Genomic DNA, 21817 nt, shown 5'->3' on the forward strand with positions numbered 1-21817 from the left:
CCGCCCTCGCCAGGTGGTCGTTCATCGTCGGGACAGAATATTCATCGGATCACTCCGGGCCGTCAAGCCCGTCGGCAGGGCGGTGTCAGGGAAACGTGCGGCGATCAGTCCGACCTCTGCCGGCGGAACGCCCTCAGGCCGGAGCGGGCACCGAGGGGACGAGTGCGCCAAGGGCACGCAGCTCGTCGTGGACCGCGGCCGCCAACCGGCCGAGATCCGGCAGGGCCTTGCCGTCGGCCACGAGACCGACCTGCACCTGCCCGCCGTACGAGGACAGGGCGATCGCCAGCGCCTGCCCCCGGGCGAGCGGCGCCATCGGGTAGACGGCCCGCAGCGGGCAGCCGCCGAGCGAGAGCGCCGAGCGTGGCAGGGGCACGCTGGTGACCAGGATGTCGAAGAGCATCCGGGCCGCGTTCCCGGCCAGCGGCGCGCCGAACCGGTGGGCCAGCGCGGGCAGCTGGTCGGCCAGTACGGCGACGGCGCCCGCGCCGCGCATCGGGCCCGCGGCTTTGTTGCGGTCCATGGCCGTGCGTACCCGCCGCAGCCGCTCCCGGGCGTCGGGCTCGCCCACCGGGAGGCCGAGCAGGTAGGCGGAGAGCCGGTTGCCGGTGGTCGCGCCGCCCGGTCTGCGCCGGGAGACGGGGACCAGCGCGCGAGGGTCTGCACCGGGGAGCCGCTCGCCCCGTTCGAGCATCCAGCGGCGCAGCGCTCCGGCGACCACCGCGAGCAGCACGTCGTTGCCGGTGCCGCCCTCGGCCCGCCGGATCCGCTGAACCGTTCCGGCGTCGAGGTCCGCGGTGGCCAGGCGCCGGGTGCCGCTGGAGCTCGCGGTCAGGGCGGTCGTACCGCGCAGGTCGAGGCGGCTGGCCCGGACGACGGAGGCGCCCACGCCGAGCGCCCGGCCGACGTCCCCGATCCGGTCCAGCGCCATGCCCGCCACCTCGTACGGGCCGGGTGGCCAGGGGCGCGGGGGTAGCGGTGCCCGGCGCCGCGCCGGGCGGCCTGCACCCGCCGAGGCGATCTGGTCGAAGATGCCGGCACCGATGGCGACGGCCCGCATCCCGTCCGCGAGGGCGTGGTGGAGTTTGACGAGCACCGCGAACGGCCCGTCCCCGGAACTGTCGAGCAGATACATCTGCCACGGCGGCCGGCCCCGTCCGAGGGGCTGCTCCATGAGTTCACCGGCGAGCCGGGTGGCCTCGGTCATGAAGTCGCCGCCGTCGAGCACCACCCGCTTGACGTGCTGGTGCACGTCGAAGTCCTTGTCGGCGAACCAGGCCGCGCCGCCCACCGGCAGCAGCACGTCGCGCACCCGCATCCGCAGGCGCGGAATGGCGGCGGCGCGGGCGCCGAGCAGGTCCAGCAGGTCCTGCGGGGCGACCGAGGGCACCGGGGAGAAGACCGCGAGCGCACCGAGGTGCATCGGGTGGGTGTCGGATTCGAGGTGCCAGAAAGCCAGATCAAGGGGTGCCAGTAGCTCGGTACTCAATGGGGCCTCGCGTCATCAACAGGAGAACTGCGGGATCGCAGTCAATCCCTGATGGTCGGTTACGGACAAGCATGGACATGTTACGTACTGTTAAAATCTCAGGCGCGCAAGCGAGGACCCTGTCGGCCTCCCCCGGCCGCATGCGGCACGGCGGGCCCGCGGCCCGCTCAGACGTGGTCCTGGATGACGAACTCGCACCACACGCACTTGCCGTTGCCGCGTGACTCCACTCCCCAGATGTCGGCCAGGAGGTCGACGAGCATGAGGCCCCGGCCCGAGACGCCGGACTCGCCCGCGTCCCTGCGGCGCGGCAGGGCACTGGACCGGTCCTCGACGTCGACCCGCAGGCGCCGCCCGGCGCCGGTGAGCATCCGGATGGTGACGATCGCGCCGCCGTCGGTGTGGATCAGCGCGTTGGTGATCAGCTCGTCCGCCGCCAGCTCGACCTCGTCCGCGCGGTCCTTCGCACCCCAGGCGCGCACCGCCGCCCGGATCATGTGGCGGGACGACGTCAGGGCCTCCGGGTCGTTCTGCGCCACGTGCTGCTGGAGGCGGCCGCCCGGGTGGGGCGGGTAGGCGGAACTGCGGCGTAGCAGCAGCACCGCGACGTCGTCGTCGCCGCCGCGCTCGTCGACGACCTCGCAGAGCCGGTCGGCCAGCCGTTGGAGGTCGTGCGGCCCGTCGCTCACCATCGCCGTCAGCAGCCGCATGCCCTCGTCGAAGTCCTCGCCCGGGAGTTCCACCAGCCCGTCGGTGTACAGGACGATGGTCTGGCCGGGGTCGAGGTCCACGGTGTTGACGGGGTATTCGAGCTGACCGAACTCGGCGGACAGTCCCAGCGGCAGCCCCCCTTCGGTGGTCAGCTTGTGGCAGCTTCCGCCGGTCTCCCGTACGAGCGGTTCGACGTGCCCGGCCCGTACCAGCTGCAGTACCCCGGTGGTCGGGTCCACCTCGGCATAGGTGCAGGTGGCGAAGCGGTCGGTGTCGAGTTCATGGAGGAAGACGGAGGCCCTGGCCATGACCGTGGCGGGATTGTGCCCCTCGGCGGCGTAGGCGCGCAGCACGATGCGCAGCTGTCCCATGACGGCTGCGGCGTGCGTGTCGTGGCCCTGCACGTCACCGATGACGGCCCCGACGCGGCCGTTGGGCAGCGGGATGATGTCGTACCAGTCGCCGCCGATGTCCCGCCCCAGTCGCGCCGAGCGGTAGCGGACGGCGACCTGGGCGCCGGCCACCTCGGGGATCCGGCGCGGGAGCATCGCCTGCTGGAGGCCTTCGGCGAGATCGTGTTCCTGCTCGTAGAGCATGGCCCGCTGCAGGCTCTGGGCGATAGAACTGCCGAGCGCCACCAGGAGGTTGCGCTCGTCGGCCGTGAAGCCCGCCTTGTTGCCGTAGAGCAGGCCGAGCGCGCCGATCGGACGGGCCTGGGCGATGAGCGGCAGATAGGCGGCGGCCGTGATGCCGAGATGGCTGATGTGGGGCCACAGGATGGGGTACGAGGTCGCGAAGTCCTCGGCCGACTCGATGAAGCGGGGCGTGAGGGTGCGGATCACCTCGCTCATCGGGTAGTCCTCGTCCGTGCGGGTGAACCGGGTGCCGGGTACGTAGGCCCCCTCGGGGCCGTCCGCCACCAGGTGGATGCGCCCGGACTCCAGGAGGCCCATGACGAGACTGGTGGCGCCGAGGTGTGCCAGCCCCTGGGAGTTCTTCAGCACGTCGGTGACGTCCTGGACGGTGCGCGCGTGGGCCAGGGCGGCCGTGGTGCCCTCGACCAGGCTGGTACGGCGCCGGCGTTCCTGGTCCACGGTCCGGCGGGCTGTGGAGTCGGCGAGTTCCTGGGTCGCGTCGCGGACGATACCGATGATGCGACGGGGCCTGCCGGTGCCGTCCCGGCGGATGAAGCCCTGGGTATGGGTCCAGCACAGGGTCCCGTCGCTCCGGGTCCTGCGGAAGTAGGCGCCATAGTTGCTGCGACCGCCCTTGAGTGCCTCGGAGACCATGTGGTCCAGCCGCACGGCCTCGTCGGCCGGGACCCGCAGGGCGAGCGACGTGGGGCGGTTGTCGTACTCGTCGGGGCGCAGGTCGAACACCTCGAGGGCGGGCTGGTCCATGTGCAGGAGGCCGCTGTCCAGATCCCAGTCGAAGCTGCCCATGCGGTTGAGGGCCAGGCTGAGGTCCGGGTGGGCGGGCCAGTCGTCCGGCAGCGACAGGGCACCCGCTACCCGATCATCCATGTGCGCAACTCTGCCACCATTTGCCCCATTCCTCGACCGAACGACCCGCCTTGAACGCGTTCAAGTAAGCCTCTAGTCTTGGGGCGGCAACAATTGAACGCGTTCAGTTTCCCGTACGGTCATGGACCGACGCGGGACGACGTGGGGATGGGGGCACGGTGTCCGTACTGGTCGGACTGATCGTGATGCTCGGCATGCTGGTGGTCGTACCGACGGGCCTCGGGCTCGTCGGCGATCCCGCACTCGACCGGATACGGCGCCTGTGGCCGTACTTCGCGGTGCCGGGTGCCGCCTCGCTCTGGCTGCCGCGCGGAGGCGCCGCCACCGCACTCGCCCTGTGTTACGCCCTGGGTACGGTCCTCCTGGCCGCGCACGCACCGCTCCGCGTGGCGAGGACCCGCAGCGTGCGCCCCGCGGAGATCGCGCTCCTGACGGCCCTGGCCACCCCGTCGGTCGCCGCGCTCGCCCTCGTCGCCGAACGCTCGGGCCACGAACTCCTCGGCTTCGAGCTGGGCATCCTCGCGCTGACCGTGCCGCACTTCCACTTCGCCGGCTTCGCCGCCGCACTCGTCGCGGGTCTCGTCTGCCGCGCCGGGGACGGGGCCGGGGGCCGGTTCGCGGCCCTGAGCGTGCCGCTGGGCACCCTGCTGGTCCTCGGCGGTTACTTCGTCGGGGACTGGGCCGAACTGGCGGGCGCCGGCGTGCTCACCGCGGGGATGTGGGCGGTCGCCCTGCTGACCTGGCGCACGGCACGCGCCGACGGCCGGGACCGCGCCACCCGGGCGTTGCTCGTTGTCTCCGCCGCCGTCCTCGTGGTCACCATGGTGCTGGCGCTGAGCTGGGCACTCGGCGAAGCCACCGGACTTCCGCACCCCACCCTGACCTGGATGGCCGCCACCCACGGACTGGGCAACGCGCTGGGCTTCGCGCTCTGCTCACTGTTCGCGTGGCGCCGCCTCCACCACCCCGCCCCCTCGGAAAGCAGGACCGCATGAGCAACCTGACCTACCCGGAAGTCGGCGCGACCCGTCTTGGGCCGCTGCCCGAGGGCTACCACCACCTGCACCACCGGACCGCGGTCGGCCGCGGCCGGGCGGCCTTCGAGACCGCGGGCGCCGCCGTCACCGAGTGGCGCATGCACCGCGCCGCCGGGGCGCGGGTGAACGCGTCGGCCGAGCGGGCCTCGGCCGGCGGCACGGTCGAGGTGTCGATCGGCGTCGGTCCGCTGCGCTTCACCGCCGCCTGCGAAGTCGTCTGGACCGCGTACGAGCACAACCGCACCGGCTTCGCCTACGGCACCCGGGCGCGGCATCCCGAGTGCGGCGAGGAGAGCTTCGTCGTGGATCTCGCGGACGACGGGACGGTGTGGTTCACGGTCATGGCGTTCTCCCGCCCCCACGCCTGGTACACGCGCCTGGCCGGTCCCGTGGTGCCGCTGGTCCAGCGCTGGTACGCCCGCCGGCTCGGCAGGGTGCTGCGCGGGGCCGTGTCGGCGGCGCAGGCGACGGGCCGGGCTGATACTGGTCGGTGATGGACTGGTTCACCGCGGACGGCTACTGGCTGAGCAGGCTGGTCTTCCAGCGCTCGCTCGCCGTCATCTATCTGGTCGCGTTCCTCTCCGCGGCCCTGCAGTTCCGGGCCCTGATCGGCGCCCGGGGCATGCTGCCCGTGCCCGAGCTGCTGAGCCGCACACCCTGGCAGGCGGCTCCCGGCCTGTTCCGTCTGCACTACTCCGACCGCTTCTTCGCCGGGGTGGCCTGGACGGGCGCGGCCGTCTCGGTCGCCCTCGTCGCCGGCCTCGACGGCTACCTGCCGCTCTGGGGGGCGATGGCGCTGTGGGCGGTGCCGTGGGTGCTGTACCTCTCGATCGTCCAGGTGGGCCAGGTCTGGTACGGCTTCGGCTGGGAGTCCCTGCTCCTGGAGACCGGCTTCCTCGCGGTCTTCCTCGGCAACGGGAAGACGGCCGCCCCGGTCCTGGTGCTGTGGCTCCTGCGGTGGCTGCTCTTCCGGCTGGAGTTCGGCGCCGGGCTCATCAAGATCCGCGGGGACGCGTGCTGGCGGCGGCTCACCTGCCTCGATTTCCACCACGAGACCCAGCCGATGCCGGGACCGCTCAGCTGGTTCTTCCACCGGCTGCCGAAACCGGCGCACCGGGTCGAGGTGGCCGCGAATCACGTGACCCAGCTCGCGGTGCCCTTCCTGCTGTTCACCCCGCAACCGCTGGCGAGCGCGGCGGCGGGGCTGATGGTGGTCACCCAGCTCTGGCTGGTGCTGTCGGGGAACTTCGCCTGGCTGAACTGGCTGACCATCGTCATCGCCCTCTCGGTGATCGACTGGTCCCCTCTGGCCGGCCCCGCGCCCACGGGGGCCGCCCCGCCGGTCTGGTACGAGGTGGTGGTCGTCGGGGTGACCGTCCTCGTCCTGGTCCTGAGCTACCGGCCCGCCCGCAACCTCCTCTCCCGCCGGCAGGTGATGAACCGGTCGTTCGATCCGCTGCACCTGGTCAACACCTACGGAGCGTTCGGGAGCGTCAGCCGGGTGCGCCTGGAGGTCGTGGTCGAGGGCACCGACGAACCGGTCGTCCACGCGGGCACCCGGTGGCGCGAGTACGGCTTCCGCGGTAAACCCGGAGATCCACGCAGGCTGCCCCGCCAGTTCGCCCCGTACCACCTGCGGCTCGACTGGATGATGTGGTTCGCGGCGCTCTCCCCCGCGTACGCCCGCTCCTGGTTCGGGCCCTTCACCGAACGGCTGCTCCGGGGCGACCGGGACACCCTGCGGCTGCTGCGCCACAACCCGTTCCCGGACGCCCCGCCGGTCCATGTCCGGGCCAGGGTCTTCCACTACACGTTCACGGACCTGCGGGAGATGCGGGCCACCGGACGTTGGTGGAACCGGACCTATGTGCGGGACTTCATGCGGCCCGCGTCCCTGCCGGCCCCGCTCCGGCGGCCGGGGCCGCCCTGACGACACCGCGGGCGTGACCACGGCTCGGCCCTCAAGCAGGACGACGGCTCCGGCCCCCGCCGATGCGGGGCCGGAACTCGGTCTGGCGCCTCGGGGCGGGAACGGTCAGTCGATGCCGGGCAGGATGTGCGGCTCGGCCAGATCGTCCTCGTAGCCGGCGAGCCTGATCGGCGCCGACCGTGCCCACACCTCGATGTTGCGGAGCTTCTCGGGTCTGCGGGCCCGCTCCACGGTCAGTTCGGCCGGGCGCTGCTCGCTCTGTGTCATCTCAGGTGTCACCGCGGACTCCTTTGTGTCGCGTAACCCCGGGGCTTGGCGACGCTGCGGCGGTGAGAACCGTGTATCGCCCACCCTTACGGGGCAGGGGCAGAAACAGTTCGGTCGCGGTGGCGCCGGTACGGGGCGGGACGGCGGCCTGCTTACAGACCTGTCCCAGGACGGCCGAGGAAGTTTCGTGGATCCCTTGGTGGCGTCCGTTCACTTCAGAGTAACCAAATGAGCGGCATCCTGCTCGACAGAACGTGTGGCCTGGGTCACTTTCAGCCAATGGGCTCACGTGCCACCGCTTGATCACCTGCCCCCCGGATCCCGGCGGCCCCGGATCACCGGATCCCACGGCCGTGGCGCCGGCCCGTGGGGACGGGCCGCCGCCACGGCCGGCGGCCGGAGGTCACCAGCCGGCAGGCGCGTAGTCCTTGAGGAAGCAGCCGTACAGTTCCTCGCCCGCTTCACCGCGCACGATCGGGTCGTAGACGCGGGCGGCGCCGTCGACGAGGTCGAGCGGGGCGTGGAAACCCTCCTCGGCGAGGCGGATCTTGTCCGGGTGAGGGCGCTCGTCCGTGATCCAGCCGGTGTCGACGGCCGTCATGAGGATGCGGTCCTTCTCGAACATCTCCTGGGCGCTGGTGCGGGTCAGCATGTTCAGCGCGGCCTTGGCCATGTTGGTGTGCGGGTGGCCCGCGCCCTTGTACCCGCGGCTGAACACACCCTCCATGGCGGAGACGTTCACGACATAGGCGCGCTCGGCAGCCCGCGCCATCGCCGGGCGGAGCCGGCTGATCAGGATGAAGGGGGCCGTGGAGTTGCAGAGCTGGACCTCGAGGAGCTCGATCGGCTCGACCTCCTCGACGGTCTGGATCCAGCTGTTCGTGTCGTGCAGGTCCGGCACCAGTCCGCCCGCGTCGATCGCCGTGCCGGCGGCGATGCGGGCCGGTGAGGCGGAACCCGTGACCAGCGCCAGGTCGGTGACCTCCTGGGCGCTGAGCCCCTGACCCTCCTTGCGGGCGGCCGGCAGGGCGGCGACCCGGTCAACGGTGCCGCTGCCGAACGTCCCGATGACCTCGGCGGCCGGCAGCGCACCCGCGGGCAGCGGGGCGGATTCGGCGTTCAGCAGCTCGCTGTAGGCCTGCGCGGAGCGGCGGACCGTCTGGGCGGCGTTGTTGATCAGGATGTCCAGCGGCCCCTCGGCGGCGACCGAGTCGGCCAGCGCCACCACCTGGGCGGGGTCGCGCAGGTCGATCCCGACGATCTTCAGCCGGTGGATCCACTCGTCGCTGTCCGGCATCGCCTTGAAACGGCGGATGGCGTCGTTGGGGAAGCGGGTGGTGATCGTCGTGTGAGCTCCGTCGCGGAGCAGCCGCAGCGCGATGTACATGCCGATCTTGGCCCGGCCGCCGGTGAGCAGCGCCCTGCGCCCGGTGAGGTCGGTGCGGGCGTCGCGGCGGGCGCGGTTCTCCTGGGCGCACGGCTGGCAGAGCTGGTGGTAGAAGGCGTCGACCTCTACGTACCGGGTCTTGCAGATGTAGCAGGACCTGGGGCGCTGGAGTACGCCCGCGATCTCGGCGGTGGCCGAGGACGAGGGCAGCACACCCTGGGTCTCGTCGTCGATGCGCTCGGCGGAGCCGGTCGCGGTCGCCTCGGTGACCGCCTTGTCGTGGGCGGTCTTCGCGGCGCGGCGCTCCTGTCGGCGGCGCTGCTTCACCGTGCGGTAGATGCCCGCGGTGGCCCGGCGCACGGCGATGGCGTCCGGGTGGTCGACCTCGATGGTGTCCAGTTCGTCGAGCACACTGAGGCAGACGGCAAGCCGCTCCGGGTCGATTCCGGGACCGAACTCGTCGATTCCGGGAGCGCGCTCAGGGCTGTCCTGTGTCACCGTCATTGCCGTTCCTCTGTCACTCGTCACTCGCGCCGCCGCCGGGCGTGGGGAGGAGGTCCGGCCGGGAGCCGGCGAGGGCCGGCGCGCCATGGGCCGAGTGCCCCGGTCAAGTCTGCCACGACTCCGGAGCTGCTCCGTTCGGCCGCCGGGCCCGCCTCGCTCCGCGCCGCGCCGTCAGGTCGCCGACAGCGGGGTGGCGATCTCCTCCAGGGATTTCTGCTCGGCTGCCACCGCGAAGAAGAGGGCGACCAGTCCGGCGGCCACCATGAGGCCCGCCCCGACGCAGAACGCCAGGACGGTGTCGCCGACCACTCCGCTCTGCGTCAGGTCCGCGAAGACCAGGGGGCCGGTGATCCCTCCCGCCGCGGTGCCCACCGCGTAGAAGAAGGCGATGGCCATCGCCCGGGTCTCCATGGGGAAGATCTCACTCACGGTCAGGTAGGCGGAGCTGGCGCCGGCCGAGGCGACGAAGAGGACCAGGCACCAGCAGCCCGTCATCGTGACGGCGGTCAGAGCCCCGGCACCGAACAGCCCCGCGGTACCGAAGAGCAGCAGGCCGGAGAGGATGTACGTCCCCGCGATCATCGGCCTGCGTCCGACGGTGTCGAAGAGGCGGCCGAGGAGGAGCGGTCCCAGGAAGTTGCAGAACGCGATGACGGCGAAGTAGTAGCCGGTGGCGCCGCTGGGGACGTCGAAGAACTTCACGAGGATCGAGCCGAAGCCGAAGGTGATGGCGTTGTAGAGGAAGGCCTGCCCGATGAAGAGCGCGAGCCCGAGGACCGCCCGCTTGGGATAGGAGCGGAAGACGGTACGGGCGATGAGCCCGAAGCCGATGCTCTTGCGCTGCCGGACGGTGATGGAGGACCCGGCCGGAGGCAGGCTCCCGCCCGTCTCCGACTCCACCTCACGCTCCACCCCGTCGACGAGTTCCTCCGCTACCCGGTCCCGGCCGTGGATGACCATCCAGCGTGGGCTCTCCGGTACGTGGCGGCGCACCAGCAGGATCACGAGCCCGAGGACCACACCGAGGGCGAAGGTGAGCCGCCAGCCGAGATCCTTGGGGAAGATGCCGGTGTTCAGGGCGACCACGGAGAGGAGGGAGCCCGCCACGGCTCCGAGCCAGAAGCTGCCGTTGATGACGAGGTCGACCCGGCCCCGGTACTTACTGGGGATCAGCTCGTCGATGGCGGAGTTGATCGCCGCGTACTCCCCGCCGATGCCGAAGCCGGTGAGGAAGCGGAAGAGGAAGAACCACCAGGCCGAGAAGGAGATCGCGGTGAGGGCGGTAGCCGCCAGGTAGACGGCGAGGGTGATGAGGAAGAGTTTCTTGCGCCCGAAGCGGTCGGTCAGCCAGCCGAAGACCAGCGCGCCGGAGCAGGCCCCGGCGACGTACAGCGCGGCCGCGATGCCGGTCACCTGGGCGTCACTGATGGCGAGTCCGCTGCCGTCCTCGGAGAGCCTGCTGGCGATGTTGCCCACGACGGTGACTTCGAGGCCGTCCAGGATCCAGACGGTGCCGAGTCCGATGACGATCATCCAGTGCCATCGGGACCAGGGCAGCCGGTCAAGTCGCGCGGGGATCCGGGTGGTGACGGTGTGCAGTCCCGCCGCGCCGCTGTCGCTCATGTCCTCTCCTTCCGTTCCCGGGAACCCCACACGTGCCCGGAATGAGGCGCTCCTCACACACCGACCGTGAAATAGGGTGGACAAATGCCCACGAAAGCTACGAAAGCACTCTGTCGAAGGGGTCGGCCCGGGGAAAAGCAGTCGGTCCGGGCAACACAGAAGAAGAAGTTCCGCGATGAGGAGGCATGACTTCCGAAAGGACGGGCAGGTGCCGGTGCGTACACCGGATTCAGGGAGGGCGACACCATGACGGCCATGTCAGTGCGAACCACCGAAACGATCGGCACCGCGGCTGCGCAGTGCGACGAGGTGGGTACCGGTTCGGACGAGGCCGCGCTTCCGTGGATCGAGGACGCGGGCAAGGTTGCCCCGCAGGACGCCCGCGCCCTGTCGAAGCTGTTCTTCGACCGGCTGCAGGTCCTCGAAGAGGGAACCCACGAGTACCAGTACGCGCGCAACACCCTGATCGAGATGAACCTCTCGCTGGTGCGGTTCGCCGCCTCGCGTTTCCGCAACCGCGGCGGTGACGACGCCGAGGACATCATCCAGGTGGGAACGATCGGCCTGATCAAGGCCATCGACCGGTTCGACCTCTCGCGAGAGGTGGAATTCGCCACATTCGCCGTGCCGTACATCGTCGGTGAGATCAAGCGGTTCTTCCGCGACACGACCTGGTCCGTGCACGTCCCCCGCCGGCTGCAGGAGCTGCGGGTCGAGCTCGCGAAGGCCAAGGAGCAGCTGTCGTCCGAGCTCGACCGCGACCCCACGGTCGCGGAGCTCGCCGCGCATCTGGATCTCCCCGAGGAGGAGATCATCGAGGGCCTGGTCGCGGCCAACGGATACTCCGCGGGCTCGTTGGACACCCCGAGCGCCGACAGCGACTCCGGCGGCGACCAGCGGGCGTACGCCGACGTGCTGGGTGAGGAGGACCCCGGCATGGAGAGTGTGGAGAACCTGCACGCCCTGGCTCCGCTGCTGCGCCAGCTGGACGACCGCGAGCGGAAGATCGTCCGCATGCGCTTCGGCCAGGAGATGACGCAGGCCCAGATCGGCGCGGAGCTCGGTGTGTCTCAGATGCACGTGTCGCGGCTGCTCAGCAGGATCGTGCAGCGTCTGCGCGCAGGCATGTGCGTCGAAGCCTGAGCTTGCACACCTTGTCCCAGAACAGATCGACCGAGGCCCGGCGGAGCGCCGGGCCTCGGTCACATATGCTTCACGGCGTTACGGCGCGGGGTGGCACGCGTCGTCCGTCCGAGGGAGTGTGGAGCGTGGTCGAATTGCCGCCGGGCGCTTCTGCGCGGCTTCTGGAGCCCGTGGGGATTCCGGAACAGCAAGCCGCTGGCGACATGTCCTTCTGGGACGTCGACGCTTCCCTGCTCCTGGTCGAGGACGACGCGGGCGACGCCCTGCTCGTCGAGGAGATGCTCAGCGACAGCGAGCTGGAGTCCGCGCTCACGTGGTGCAAGACGCTGGCGGAGGCGCGGCGGTTCCTGCAGACCTGCCCCACCCCGGTCTGTGTGCTGCTCGACCTCCACCTGCCCGATGTGCACGGCCTCGACGCGGTACGTCAGCTGGTCGAGTCCGCCCCGGACGCAGCCATCGTCGTCCTGACGGGCCTCGCCGAGTCCGAGACCGGTCTGTCGGCGGTCGCGCACGGCGCACAGGACTACCTCGTCAAGGGCCGGCTCGACCCTGAGGCGCTGGGCCGCGCGGTGCGCTACGCACTGCAGCGCAAGCACGCCGAACGGTCGGCCGCCGCGATCCGGGCCAGCCAGCTCATAGCTCAGGAGAACGCGCGCCTGGAGCGAGCGCTGCTGCCCATCCCGCTGCTGCAGGACGACAGTTTCCAGGTCGCCGCACGCTACGAGGCCGGCCGGGCGCACGGGCTGCTGAGCGGTGACTTCTACGACGTCGTGCAGACGGACGACGGTGTGGTGCACGCCGTGATCGGCGACGTGTCCGGGCACGGTGCGGCCGAGGCCGCCCTGGGCGTCTGTCTGCGGGTGGCCTGGCGCACGGCCGTACTGACCGGGGTCTCCCAGCTGGAGAAGATCCGCCTCCTGGAGGGGATACTCGCGGCCGAGCGGTCGGACCCCCACGTCTTCGCCACGGTGACCACCCTCGTCTTCCCGGCGAGCAGGGACCGGGTCAACATCGCGCGGGCCGGGCACCCCGGGCTGCTTCTTCGGCGCGGCACGGACGTCAGCTGGGTGGAGCCCGACGTGGGCATGGCCCTGGGCCTGATGCCGGGTGTCGGACGCTGGACGCTCACGCAGCTGGAGCTGCCTCCGGGCAGTGAACTCGTCCTGTTCACGGACGGCCTGTTCGAAGGCCGTACGGGCCCGCAGGAGCGGCTCGGCGAAGAGGGACTGTTGGCGATGGCCGAGAGGTACGCCGATCTGGGACCCCGCGCCTTCGTGGACGCGCTGGTCGCGGGTGCCACGGAGAGCGCCGCCCCGTACGGAGGACTGGCCGACGACGTCGCCGTCCTCCACCTCGGCTGGCGGGCGGACTCGTGAGCGCCACCGAGGCCGCGGCGCGGCCGGACCCGGTCGTGGCAGGGCCCGAGGGGGCCGTCGACGGCTCCGCCGGCCGGCCGGGCGTGTTCGCCCGGCTGTCGGTGCAGAACTGGGTCCACCTGATCCTGGCGGGCTTCGTCCTGGTGGTCTGCGGGTGCCTCGTCGTCGGCGGGCTGGTCCTCTCCCGCATCTCCGACCGGACCACGGAGTTGGTGGACCGGATCCAGCCCGCCCGCTCGTCGTCGTTCCAGTTGCAGAACGCGCTGCTCGACCAGGAGACCGGCGTGCGCGGTTTCGCCCTCACCGGTGACACCTCGTTCCTGGAACCCTACGAGGCCGGGATGCGGGCCGAGCGGCTGCACCTGGCCCGTGTGCGCGCGCTGGTCGGGGACGAGCAGCCGTTCGCCGGGGACCTGGACCGGATCGAGGAGGCCTCCCGGCAGTGGCGCACCCGGTGGGCGGAGCCGCTGATCGCCGCGGGGCGTGAGGGCGGACCGGCCGGTGAGGCGTCTCTCCCCGTCCGGCGGAGCAAGGCGGAGTTCGACACGCTGCGCGCGCTCTACACCGTCCAGCAGCAGGACCTGAGCACCGCACGCGACCAGGTCCGTGCCGAGCTCGACGACGCCCGTACCACCCGCGACCGGGTGCTCGTCGCGCTCCTGATCGGTTTCGTGCTGACGGTCGTCTCGCTCAGTCTGCTGCTGCACCGCGTGGTGGGCCGGCCGCTGAGCCGGCTGGCCACGGCATCGAGCGGGGTGCGCTCGGGCGCGTTCGACCGCAGGATCGAGGTCCACGGCCCCTCGGACGTCAGAGCGGTGGCCTCGGCGGTGGAGGACATGCGCCGTCGGCTCGTCGCGGAGCTCGCGGAGTCCCAGGAGCGGGAGACGCTGCTGGCCGAACAGACCGGGGAGCTACGGCGCTCCAACGCGGAGCTGGAGCAGTTCGCGTACGTGGCCTCGCACGACCTCCAGGAGCCGTTGCGCAAGGTGGCTTCCTTCTGCCAGCTGCTGGAGAAGCGGTACGGCACGGAGCTCGACGAACGCGGGAAGCAGTACATCGACTTCGCGGTCGACGGCGCCAAGCGGATGCAGGTACTCATCAATGACCTGCTGACCTTCTCCCGGGTGGGGCGGGTCCACGAGAGCTGGAAGCCGGTCGATCTGGAACGCTCGCTCGACCGGGCACTGTCCAATCTCACCCTGGCCGTCGAGGAGGCCGGCGCCACCGTCGTCCGCGAGGACCCGCTGCCGGAGCTGCTCGGCGACTCGACATCGCTGACCATGATCTGGCAGAACCTCATCGGGAACGCGGTCAAGTTCCGCCGACCCGACGTGCCGTGCAGGATCACCGTCGGCTGCGTCCGGGAGGGCGACGACTGGCATCTGACGGTCGCGGACAACGGCATCGGGATCGCGCCGGAGTTCTCCGACAAGGTCTTCGTCATCTTCCAGCGCCTGCACGCCCGGGACGAGTACGAGGGTACGGGCATCGGGCTCTCCCTCTGCCGTAAGATCATCGAGTTCCACGGTGGCCGGATCTGGCTGGACCCGGAACCCGCCGAGGGTACGCTGATCCACTTCACCCTGCCCGTACTCCCCGAGGCACCCACCCACACCACGGCCGAGCTGCTCGCGCCCGCCGTGCTCAACTCCAGTTCCGGAGAGCCCGCGTGAACGACCCGGTCAAACCCATCGAGGTCCTGCTCGTCGAGGACGACCCCGGCGACGAGCTGATGACCCGTGAGGCGTTCGAGGACAACAAGATCCGCAACACCCTGCACGTCGTCCGCGACGGGCAGGAGGCGCTGGACTTCCTCTACCGCCGGGGCGAGTACGCCGACGCACCGCGCCCCGATCTCGTCCTGCTCGACCTCAACCTGCCCAAGTACGACGGCCGGCAGGTGCTGGAACGCATCAAGACGGACCCGGAACTGGCCCTCATCCCGGTGGTGGTCCTCACCACGTCCTCCGCGGAGGAGGACATCCTGCGCAGCTACAAACTGCACGCCAACGCCTATGTCACCAAGCCCGTGGACCTGGAGCAGTTCATCGGGGCGGTGCGCCAGATCGACGACTTCTTCGTCAGCGTGGTCCGGCTGCCCGGGCGTGCGTAAAATCATCCAGGTCTCCTGGAGTGGGATCTTTCGACGCGGGTAGACGATCGGCGAGAAAAGGTCGGTACGACCACCCTGCGGCGCCTTGGCTGGAGCACATGAACGATCAGGCCACCTCACGGCCGGACGACCCCTGCCGGGGGCTGGCGTCCACGGATGTTCTGCTCACCGCCGAGGTGTTCGACGGCGAGCCCGGATGCATCGCACAGGCACGCGCGCTGGCCGACCGCTTTCTGGTGCGGCTGGCGGCGGAGTGGCTGGCGGTGCTCGGCGAGCACACCCGCAGCGATCTGATGCTGGCGGTCAGCGAACTGATCACCAACGCCGACCGGTACAGCCACGGACCGTACATGCTCGAGCTGGAGGGCAACGCCGAGCGCATCAGCGTCACGGTGTACGACAGCAGCACGGCCCTGCCCGTCCTCTACTCACCCGACCCGGACCGCCTCGGTGGCCACGGCATGGAGATCGTGGTCGCGCTCTGCGACCGGGTCACGGCCGAACGGGTGCCCGTCGGCAAGCGCATCCGGGCGGAGTTCCAGCTCAGTACCTGAACGCACGCGTGCCCCCTGCGCCCGTCCCCGGACATCTGGTCCGACGGCGGGCGCCGCCGCGTTCCCGGCAGGCGTACGGGGCGATGAGGCCGGGCGGGTGCTGCGGGTGGCAGGTGTCGGCGTCCCAGGAGGGGTACGGTCGTCGGCCCGTCCCTCGCCCACGGTCGTCGCGGGATCAGTGGGGAGCCGGTCCAGGCGTCGAGGATCCGGTGGTGGTATCACGCCCGCTCGCGGAACCGCCGGCCGCCGGCGTCGTGGCCCGGAACGGCGGCCCTCTGCCCGGGCATCGCGCCGGCAGGGCGCGTACCGGAGGGTGGCCGATCCTCCGGGGCCGTGTACGGGTCGCCGGGCCCGGCGTGACAGAACGGCCGGGGCCCGGCGTGCCGGTGCATGACCTGCACGCAAGGCCCCGTCCGGCCGGTCCGCGGGTCACGGGGAGCAGTCGTCCGGCGGCTCCCCGTACGCCGGGGCACCGCATCTTCTGACGTCCGGCGGATGCGGGACTACCGTCGGTAGGAGGACCCGGGAGTGACGTACGTACTACCGGAGCAGTACGCCGGATCGCCGTCTCAGGGACGACGACTCGGCGGCCTCGACAGGACATCGTGGTCTACATGAGTTCTCTCGCGCTCTCCGTGCTCCTGTCACTGGTCTCCGCGGTCGCCTACGCGGCCGGGGCGATCGTCCAGGAGCGCGTGGCCGCGGCCGGCGACGGCCGTCCGTACGCACCGCTGCGCAACGCCGTCTGGTGGGGGGCGGTCGCGCTGAACGGTGGGGGCGCACTGCTGCACGTCGTCGCTCTGGCCTACGGTCCGCTCAGCCTCGTCCAGCCGCTGGGCGCACTGACAATCGTGTTCGCGTTGCCGATGGCGGCGCTGTTCGTCCGCCGCAGGGCGGGCCGGACGGCCTGGCGCGGCGCGGTCATGGCGACGGTCGGACTGGCCGGGCTGCTGGCTCTCACGGGGAACCCGGGCTCGCGCACACTGGCGGGTCCCGAGCAGCTGATGCTGGCGACCGCGACGGCCGGTGCGGTCGCCGTCGTGCTGGTGCTCGCGCGGAGCCTGCACCGTCCGATGCTGCGCAGCGTGGTGCTGGCCACCGGCGCGGGCATCGCGTTCGGTATCGCCTCGGTGTTCACCAAGACGGTGGCGGTCGAGTGGACGTCCGGTTCGGTGACTTCGGGTCTGCCGACCCTGCTGGTGATCGCGGCCCTGGCCGCTGCCGGCCTGCTGCTCTCCCAGGCCGCCTACCGCGGAGCGGGGCTGACGGCTCCGCTGGCGACCGTCACCGTGGTGAATCCGGTGGTGGCCGCGGGGGTGGGTATCACCCTGTTCGGGGAGCAGTTCCGCTACGGCGTGACGGGGACCCTGCTCGCGTCGGCCTGCGGTGCGCTGGCGGCGGCCGGGCTGGTCCTGCTGACCACGGAGCGGGTGGGGGCCGAGCGCCGCGCGGCGGAGCAGGCCGGCTCGGAGAGGCGCGTCCCCGCCGACACGGACGCGGAGACGCGCTCCCCGGGGGCGGCAACCCTGGTGCGGACCGTGGACAGCACGGCCGGTGGTCCGGCCGCGAGGGCGCTGCCCGAACCCGGGAAACAGCCGCCGTCCCGACGGAAGACGGAGAAGCCGGCGCCGTTTCCCGCGCCGACGGGAGTGTCCCTGCCCCTGACGCGGGGGCACGGTGGTGGGCGGGTGGAGTTCGGCGAGAGGCCTTCCACCACGGGATCGGGGCGCCGGGGCGACTTAGGTGACCGGAGCACCGACAACGGCGGGGTCACCGAAACCGGCGGGGCCGTTCAGACATTGACGCCGCCGGCCCTCAGGTAGGTCAGGGGGTCGATGTCGGAGCCGTATCCGGGGCCGGTCCGGATCTCGAAGTGCAGGTGCGGGCCGGTGCTGTTTCCCGTGGAGCCCGAGCGCGCGATCCGCCGACCGCTGCTCACCTGCTGGCCTTCGCGCACGTTGAGCGCGGAGAGGTGCGCGTACTGGCTGTACTTGCCGTCGCTGTGCCGAATGACGATCTCGTAGCCGTACGCCCCCGCCCAGCCGGCCGAGACGACCGTCCCGGAAGCCACGGCCCTCACCGAGGTGCCGGTGGGGACGGGGAAGTCGACGCCCGTGTGGTAGCCACTCGACCAGGAACCCGCCTGGTGGTACGGGGTGCCGGTGCTCGCCTGTACGGGTGCGGTGTAGCCCGAGTGCTGTCTGGCTTCCTTGGGCTTGGCCGAGGGCTTCGAGGCCTGCTTCGGGACGGGCTTCGCGGTGCGCTCGGGAGCGGGCCTCGCGGTATGCTCCGGGGCGGCTTCGCGCGTGCGCTCCCGGGATGCTTCGCGCGTGCGCTCGGGAGCGGGCCTCGCGGTGCGCTCCGGGGCGGTTTCGCGCGTGCGCTCCGTCTGGTGCGCCGGCTTGGTCTCGGGCCGCGCGGCGGGCCCGGAGGCCTCTTTCCGCTTCGGGGCTCCTGTTGCCGTGCTCGGCGCCTTGGCGACGTCGAGGCTGAGACGCTGCCCCGGGAGGATGAGGTCGGGGTCCGTGCCGACCACGGAGCGGTTCGCGGCGTACAGGCGCTGCCAGCCGCCCTGTACCCGCTCGGCGGACGCGATGCCGGACAGGGAGTCGCCGCGCTCCACGGTGTACGCGTCCCGCTCGCCGGGTACGGACTTCGCCGGCGCGGCCGCCTGACCGGTACGGCCCCGCGTGGCCTCCGAAGGCGCGGACGCGGCCCCGGCCTCGGCGACTCTGTCCGCGGCGGCCCTGTCCCTCGCCCCTTGGGCCTTCGCCTCGCCGGCCGGCGTACTGCGCTGTGACTGCGGAGCGAGGTCCGGCGCGTCACCTCCGCGGGTCAGGCCCGCCCGCACCGAACACGTGGGCCACGCCCCCGGCCCCTGCCCGTCCAGCACTTTCTCGGCGACGGCGATCTGCTGCTCCTGGGTCGCCAGATCGGCGCGGGCGGCGAAGGCGGTGCCCCCGTAGGCGGCCCAGGTCGAGCCGGTGAACTGCAGGCCGCCGTAGTGGCCGTTACCCGTGTTGATGTGCCAGTTACCGGTCGACTCGCAGGCGGCGACCTTCTCCCACACGTCGGCTGAGGCGGCGCCCGCCGGGGCGGCCGCGAGGAGCGGGAGCGCGAGACCCGCGCCGCCCGCCGTCACCGTGAGCGAGGCACGGTTGATCAGGCTGGGCTGATATCTGCGGTGCCGTCCGTTCGCGGCCATGACTTGGCTCCCCCACTGGCTCTAGGACACGTCGCAGGCGTCAACTTATGGGGAGGCAAAGGGATGTGACAAGTGGGCCGCCCCGATCCCGCACTGCGGGTGCGTCCGGCGCTCCTCGCGCGCCTCTCGCGCGCTCGATCCGCGCCCCGCTCGCGCCGGGCGCACGCGGCCCGCCCGGCTCCGCTCGCACGCGCGGCCTGCTTTCGTCCACCTTCGTCCACCTAGGGAGCGGCGGTACCAGGAGCTGGTGCAGGGCTCCGGCCCGGCGCCGTGCGTCGGCCGGGCGTCACCTGACGGCCTGAGCGATCGAGCACGTGAACGGTGCGGGCAGCCGATCCGGTGCGGGCGGCAGGTACACATATGCTCACCGTATGGAGCAGAGCGAAGTCCTCAAGCGAGTAATCGGCATCCTGACCGAGGCGGGCGAGATGCAGCGCCAGGCCGAGGACATGAACGGGGGCGATCCGGAGGCGGGCGGCAGTATCGTGACCACCCTCCTCAACGAGACGATGCCGCACATCGCCATTCCCGCCGATGCCAGTGTCGAGGAGATGGCCGCCCTGGTAGGCCGTGAAGTCGGCGGAGCCGTCGAGCAGTTGGTCGGAGCGTTCACCCTGGCTTTCATCGCGCTCGCCCAGATCCACGACTCCGGCCAGCAGGACGTGACCTCCGCCGACGTGCTCCAGGACCTCGCACTGCGCGCCGAGGAGCTCAGCTCCGACGACGACGGCGAGGAGGAGGGCCCCGAGGGTTCGCTCTAGCTCAGCCAGCTCCGAGGCGGAGCGTGCCGGGGTCGGGAGCCGGGAGGCACCGGGCCGAGAGGCCGGGCCGGGCACTCCACCCGGGCGGGGGCGTACGCGTCCTCCGCAAGGCCCCGGAGGTCTGCTGCGGTACCGGGGCCCCGGTACCGCAGCAGACCGGTCACGCACCGTCGGGGTCACCGGGTCCCGGCGGTGGCGGTTCAGGCGGTGTGCAGCGTGAGTCCGTAGCGGTTGAGGATCTCGTTGACGGGCTGGTGCCAGGTCTCGCCGCCGCCGCTGCAGTTGCCCCAGCCGCCCGAGGTGACTCCCTGCGCCTGGTCACCGCTGATGAACGAGCCGCCCGAGTCGCCCGGTTCGGCGCACACACTGGTCTTCGTCATCTGATGGACCGCGCCCTGGCTGTAGTTCACGGTCTCGTTCTTCGCCAGGACCTTGCCGCAGTGCCAGTGGGTGGTGGAGCCGGACCGGCAGATCGAGGCGCCGATCGGGGCCTCGTTGGATCCGCGTACCAGCTGGTCGGAGACGGTACCCCAGCCCAGGACGACCGGAACGGTCCACCAGCCGCTGCCCACGTTGACCCAGGCGTAGTCGTTGTCGGGGAAGGACGAGCCCTGGAAGTTGCCTATGGCCGAGCCGTCCCATCCTCTGACCGCCCCGCCCGCCTGGCCGCAGTGCCCGGCCGTGACGAAGCCGCCGTGGACGGAGAAGCCGATGGAGCAGCGGACGTTGCCCGTGTAGTACGGGTCACCGCCGACCGTCCCCGCGGCGAACGTCTGCGGGGCCTCGGCGGTCTGCTTCACGGTGACCGGGCCGGCCTGCCGGGCCTTAGCGACGAAGGCACGGACATCGTTGTCACGGCGCTCCGACGCGACGACGTTCACCACGACGGTGTTCGCCTGCGGATCGACGTGCCAGCTGCTGACGCCGCTGGGCGCGGTGAGTGCGTCCAGCCGGCTCTTCGCCGCGTCCAGCTGCCGGGCGGTGTGGTCGACCAGCCGGGCCTCGGCACCGGTCGCGCGCACGGAACGGGCGGCCTCGTGGTCCGTGACGGCGACCGTGAGCTTCCCACTGCCGGAGTCGAACCACGAGCCTCCGAAGGAGGAACCGGCCGCCTTCCGCGCGGGGCCCTGTAGGGCGGTCGCCGCCTTCTCGGCGGTCAGCCGCGCCTCCGCCTGGCCTTGCGTCAGTCCCAGGTCCCGCTGCATCGCGGAGATCAGGCCGGCGGACGCCTGCGGTCCGGCGGGGGGAGCGTCCGCGGCGGAGGCCTGGGTGAGGCCGGCGGCGGCCCAGGTGCCGAGGATGAGCAGGGCGGACAGACCGGTCCGCACCATCGTCGTGTGTCTCACGGGGAGTGCCCCTTCTGTTGTTCCAGCTTCGTGGGGGTGGAACAGAAAGCACCTGAGATCGCTCTGAGAGCGCTCTCAGGCTGCTCCCAGGGACTGTAGTGGAGTCAGGCTAGGCAGGTCCATGCCAATGACAGGACGGATCGCCGGGCCGCCACCGGACCCAGGACGTACCGGACATGTGCGTCGTGATCCCGGTGACACCGTCCCGGTTCGGTGCCGGCGGGCCGTGGGACGGGGCTTCCGTTGCGTCCCTCCCGGGACCGGAGTGGAATTGCGTACAGGGACACGGAAAGGGGCGTGAGCGACCACGGCGCCCCGCGACACGGCGGCACGCCGTCCGCACCGGACCGGAAAGGACGCACCATGACCGACACCGACCGAGGGGACGACGTCTACCAGCCCCAGGAACCGGAGGCCTTCGACCGGGACGACCTGCTCGACCTGGAGGACACCCTGGACACGTCCGGGGTCACCGACGTCCTCGACGAGGGATACTCACCGCCCGAACGGCCGTGGGCGGTCGACGACGAGGGCACCACCGCGTCGGAGCAGCACGCCCGCGAATCACTCGCCACCCGTCTGACCAGGGAGGTCCCCGAGAGCGCCGGCTCCCCGGGCGACGGTCTGGGGGATCTCGCGGGCGGTGACGGCGAGCTCTACGACACGGAAGTGGGCACGGACCGCGCCGGGCGGCTCACCCAGCAGGGCGACGGCCACGTCGAGGCCACGCTCACCGCACAGGACGTCGGCATCGACGGTGCCGCGGCCTCGGCGGAGGAGGCGGCCATGCATGTGATCCCCGAGGAAGGGGATGAGCAGAGGTACTGACCGGTCCCCGAGGCGAGGGC

General features: G+C 71.4%; 18 protein-coding genes. 11 read left to right on the forward strand and 7 right to left on the reverse strand.

Annotated elements, in window-relative coordinates:
• Positions 1 to 133 precede the first annotated feature (133 nt).
• Together ACH4VO_RS10565 and ACH4VO_RS10570 are read right to left on the reverse strand one after the other, a co-directional pair.
• Positions 134 to 1489, reverse strand: a complete 1356-nt coding sequence (locus ACH4VO_RS10565) for a wax ester/triacylglycerol synthase family O-acyltransferase (protein ID WP_360990794.1) — start codon at positions 1487 to 1489, stop codon at positions 134 to 136.
• A gap of 167 nt (positions 1490 to 1656) precedes the next feature.
• Positions 1657 to 3723 carry a SpoIIE family protein phosphatase gene (locus ACH4VO_RS10570; protein ID WP_360990791.1) on the reverse strand — a complete coding sequence of 689 codons (2067 nt, stop codon included), beginning with the start codon at positions 3721 to 3723 and terminating at the stop codon, positions 1657 to 1659.
• Positions 3724 to 3881: 158 nt separating this feature from the next.
• Between ACH4VO_RS10570 and ACH4VO_RS10575 the strand changes: the two genes are divergently transcribed.
• Genes ACH4VO_RS10575 through ACH4VO_RS10585 form a run of 3 tightly spaced genes read left to right on the forward strand, consistent with a single transcriptional unit; the run spans position 3882 to position 6690 of the window.
• Positions 3882 to 4718, forward strand: a complete 837-nt coding sequence (locus tag ACH4VO_RS10575) for a YndJ family protein (RefSeq protein WP_360990789.1) — start codon at positions 3882 to 3884, stop codon at positions 4716 to 4718.
• Positions 4715 to 5254, forward strand: a complete 540-nt coding sequence (locus ACH4VO_RS10580) for a DUF1990 domain-containing protein (protein WP_360990787.1) — start codon at positions 4715 to 4717, stop codon at positions 5252 to 5254. Before ACH4VO_RS10575 ends, ACH4VO_RS10580 begins: the two co-directional genes overlap by 4 nt.
• Entirely contained in the window at positions 5254 to 6690 is a 1437-nt protein-coding gene (locus tag ACH4VO_RS10585) for a lipase maturation factor family protein (protein ID WP_360990784.1), read from the forward strand. The genes ACH4VO_RS10580 and ACH4VO_RS10585 overlap by 1 nt, the downstream gene beginning before the upstream one ends.
• A 105-nt stretch (positions 6691 to 6795) precedes the next feature.
• On the opposite strand, the gene ACH4VO_RS10590 is transcribed toward ACH4VO_RS10585, so the two are convergent.
• The 3 genes from ACH4VO_RS10590 to ACH4VO_RS10600 all read right to left on the reverse strand — a co-directional run bounded on the left by ACH4VO_RS10590 (position 6796) and on the right by ACH4VO_RS10600 (position 10471).
• On the reverse strand, positions 6796 to 6969 hold the full coding sequence (locus ACH4VO_RS10590) for a hypothetical protein (protein WP_360991034.1): 174 nt from the start codon (positions 6967 to 6969) through the stop codon (positions 6796 to 6798).
• 391 nt (positions 6970 to 7360) lie between these two features.
• On the reverse strand, positions 7361 to 8848 hold the full coding sequence (locus ACH4VO_RS10595) for an SDR family NAD(P)-dependent oxidoreductase (RefSeq protein ID WP_360990781.1): 1488 nt from the start codon (positions 8846 to 8848) through the stop codon (positions 7361 to 7363).
• Positions 8849 to 9019: 171 nt separating this feature from the next.
• A complete protein-coding gene (locus tag ACH4VO_RS10600) occupies positions 9020 to 10471 on the reverse strand; it encodes an MFS transporter (protein ID WP_360990779.1) in 1452 nt (483 codons plus the stop codon).
• A gap of 246 nt (positions 10472 to 10717) precedes the next feature.
• Between ACH4VO_RS10600 and ACH4VO_RS10605 the strand changes: the two genes are divergently transcribed.
• The 6 genes from ACH4VO_RS10605 (at position 10718) to ACH4VO_RS10630 (ending at position 17480) form a co-directional block, all read left to right on the forward strand.
• A complete protein-coding gene (locus ACH4VO_RS10605; protein ID WP_360990776.1) occupies positions 10718 to 11614 on the forward strand; it encodes an RNA polymerase sigma factor SigF in 897 nt (298 codons plus the stop codon).
• Between the two features lie 203 nt (positions 11615 to 11817).
• Complete coding sequence (locus tag ACH4VO_RS10610) at positions 11818 to 12990, forward strand: fused response regulator/phosphatase (protein ID WP_360990773.1); 1173 nt, start codon at positions 11818 to 11820, stop codon at positions 12988 to 12990.
• A 35-nt stretch (positions 12991 to 13025) separates the two neighbouring features.
• A complete protein-coding gene (locus ACH4VO_RS10615; RefSeq protein ID WP_398440923.1) occupies positions 13026 to 14663 on the forward strand; it encodes a CHASE3 domain-containing protein in 1638 nt (545 codons plus the stop codon).
• Positions 14660 to 15103 (forward strand): response regulator, encoded by a 444-nt coding sequence (locus ACH4VO_RS10620; protein WP_360990770.1) that lies wholly within the window; start codon positions 14660 to 14662, stop codon positions 15101 to 15103. The genes ACH4VO_RS10615 and ACH4VO_RS10620 overlap by 4 nt, the downstream gene beginning before the upstream one ends.
• Positions 15104 to 15201: 98 nt before the next feature.
• Positions 15202 to 15657: an ATP-binding protein gene (locus ACH4VO_RS10625; protein WP_360990767.1), complete on the forward strand. Its 456-nt coding sequence runs from the start codon at positions 15202 to 15204 to the stop codon at positions 15655 to 15657.
• A gap of 614 nt (positions 15658 to 16271) precedes the next feature.
• Entirely contained in the window at positions 16272 to 17480 is a 1209-nt protein-coding gene (locus ACH4VO_RS10630; RefSeq protein WP_360990764.1) for a DMT family transporter, read from the forward strand.
• On the opposite strand, the gene ACH4VO_RS10635 is transcribed toward ACH4VO_RS10630, so the two are convergent.
• The gene (locus tag ACH4VO_RS10635; RefSeq protein ID WP_360990762.1) at positions 17450 to 18862 is read right to left on the reverse strand and encodes a peptidoglycan DD-metalloendopeptidase family protein; all 1413 of its coding nucleotides are present in this window, start codon (positions 18860 to 18862) and stop codon (positions 17450 to 17452) included. The genes ACH4VO_RS10630 and ACH4VO_RS10635 overlap by 31 nt on opposite strands.
• A gap of 371 nt (positions 18863 to 19233) precedes the next feature.
• Here ACH4VO_RS10635 and ACH4VO_RS10640 point away from each other — a divergent pair, with 371 nt between their 5' ends.
• On the forward strand, positions 19234 to 19623 hold the full coding sequence (locus tag ACH4VO_RS10640) for a hypothetical protein (RefSeq protein WP_360990759.1): 390 nt from the start codon (positions 19234 to 19236) through the stop codon (positions 19621 to 19623).
• Positions 19624 to 19823: 200 nt separating this feature from the next.
• On the opposite strand, the gene ACH4VO_RS10645 is transcribed toward ACH4VO_RS10640, so the two are convergent.
• On the reverse strand, positions 19824 to 20954 hold the full coding sequence (locus ACH4VO_RS10645) for a S1 family peptidase (protein ID WP_360991021.1): 1131 nt from the start codon (positions 20952 to 20954) through the stop codon (positions 19824 to 19826).
• A gap of 378 nt (positions 20955 to 21332) precedes the next feature.
• On the opposite strand from ACH4VO_RS10645, the gene ACH4VO_RS10650 reads away from it, so the two are divergent.
• A complete protein-coding gene (locus ACH4VO_RS10650; RefSeq protein ID WP_360990756.1) occupies positions 21333 to 21797 on the forward strand; it encodes a DUF5709 domain-containing protein in 465 nt (154 codons plus the stop codon).
• Positions 21798 to 21817: the final 20 nt, after the last annotated feature.

Origin of the sequence: Streptomyces sp. NPDC020780 (assembly GCF_044334475.1) — a bacterium.
GTDB lineage: Bacteria > Actinomycetota > Actinomycetes > Streptomycetales > Streptomycetaceae > Streptomyces.

What these genes read in the sequence shown, in the direction of transcription:
- ACH4VO_RS10570 (WP_360990791.1), bottom strand. Translation starts at nt 3,723, where the DNA reads ATGGATGATCGGGTAGCGGGTGCCCTGTCGCTGCCGGACGACTGGCCC.
- ACH4VO_RS10580 (WP_360990787.1), top strand. Translation starts at nt 4,715, where the DNA reads ATGAGCAACCTGACCTACCCGGAAGTCGGCGCGACCCGTCTTGGGCCG.
- ACH4VO_RS10585 (WP_360990784.1), top strand. Translation starts at nt 5,254, where the DNA reads ATGGACTGGTTCACCGCGGACGGCTACTGGCTGAGCAGGCTGGTCTTC.
- ACH4VO_RS10595 (WP_360990781.1), bottom strand. Translation starts at nt 8,848, where the DNA reads ATGACGGTGACACAGGACAGCCCTGAGCGCGCTCCCGGAATCGACGAG.
- ACH4VO_RS10600 (WP_360990779.1), bottom strand. Translation starts at nt 10,471, where the DNA reads ATGAGCGACAGCGGCGCGGCGGGACTGCACACCGTCACCACCCGGATC.
- ACH4VO_RS10605 (WP_360990776.1), top strand. Translation starts at nt 10,718, where the DNA reads ATGACGGCCATGTCAGTGCGAACCACCGAAACGATCGGCACCGCGGCT.
- ACH4VO_RS10610 (WP_360990773.1), top strand. Translation starts at nt 11,818, where the DNA reads ATGTCCTTCTGGGACGTCGACGCTTCCCTGCTCCTGGTCGAGGACGAC.
- ACH4VO_RS10625 (WP_360990767.1), top strand. Translation starts at nt 15,202, where the DNA reads ATGAACGATCAGGCCACCTCACGGCCGGACGACCCCTGCCGGGGGCTG.
- ACH4VO_RS10630 (WP_360990764.1), top strand. Translation starts at nt 16,272, where the DNA reads ATGAGTTCTCTCGCGCTCTCCGTGCTCCTGTCACTGGTCTCCGCGGTC.
- ACH4VO_RS10635 (WP_360990762.1), bottom strand. Translation starts at nt 18,862, where the DNA reads ATGGCCGCGAACGGACGGCACCGCAGATATCAGCCCAGCCTGATCAAC.
- ACH4VO_RS10640 (WP_360990759.1), top strand. Translation starts at nt 19,234, where the DNA reads ATGGAGCAGAGCGAAGTCCTCAAGCGAGTAATCGGCATCCTGACCGAG.
- ACH4VO_RS10645 (WP_360991021.1), bottom strand. Translation starts at nt 20,954, where the DNA reads ATGGTGCGGACCGGTCTGTCCGCCCTGCTCATCCTCGGCACCTGGGCC.
- ACH4VO_RS10650 (WP_360990756.1), top strand. Translation starts at nt 21,333, where the DNA reads ATGACCGACACCGACCGAGGGGACGACGTCTACCAGCCCCAGGAACCG.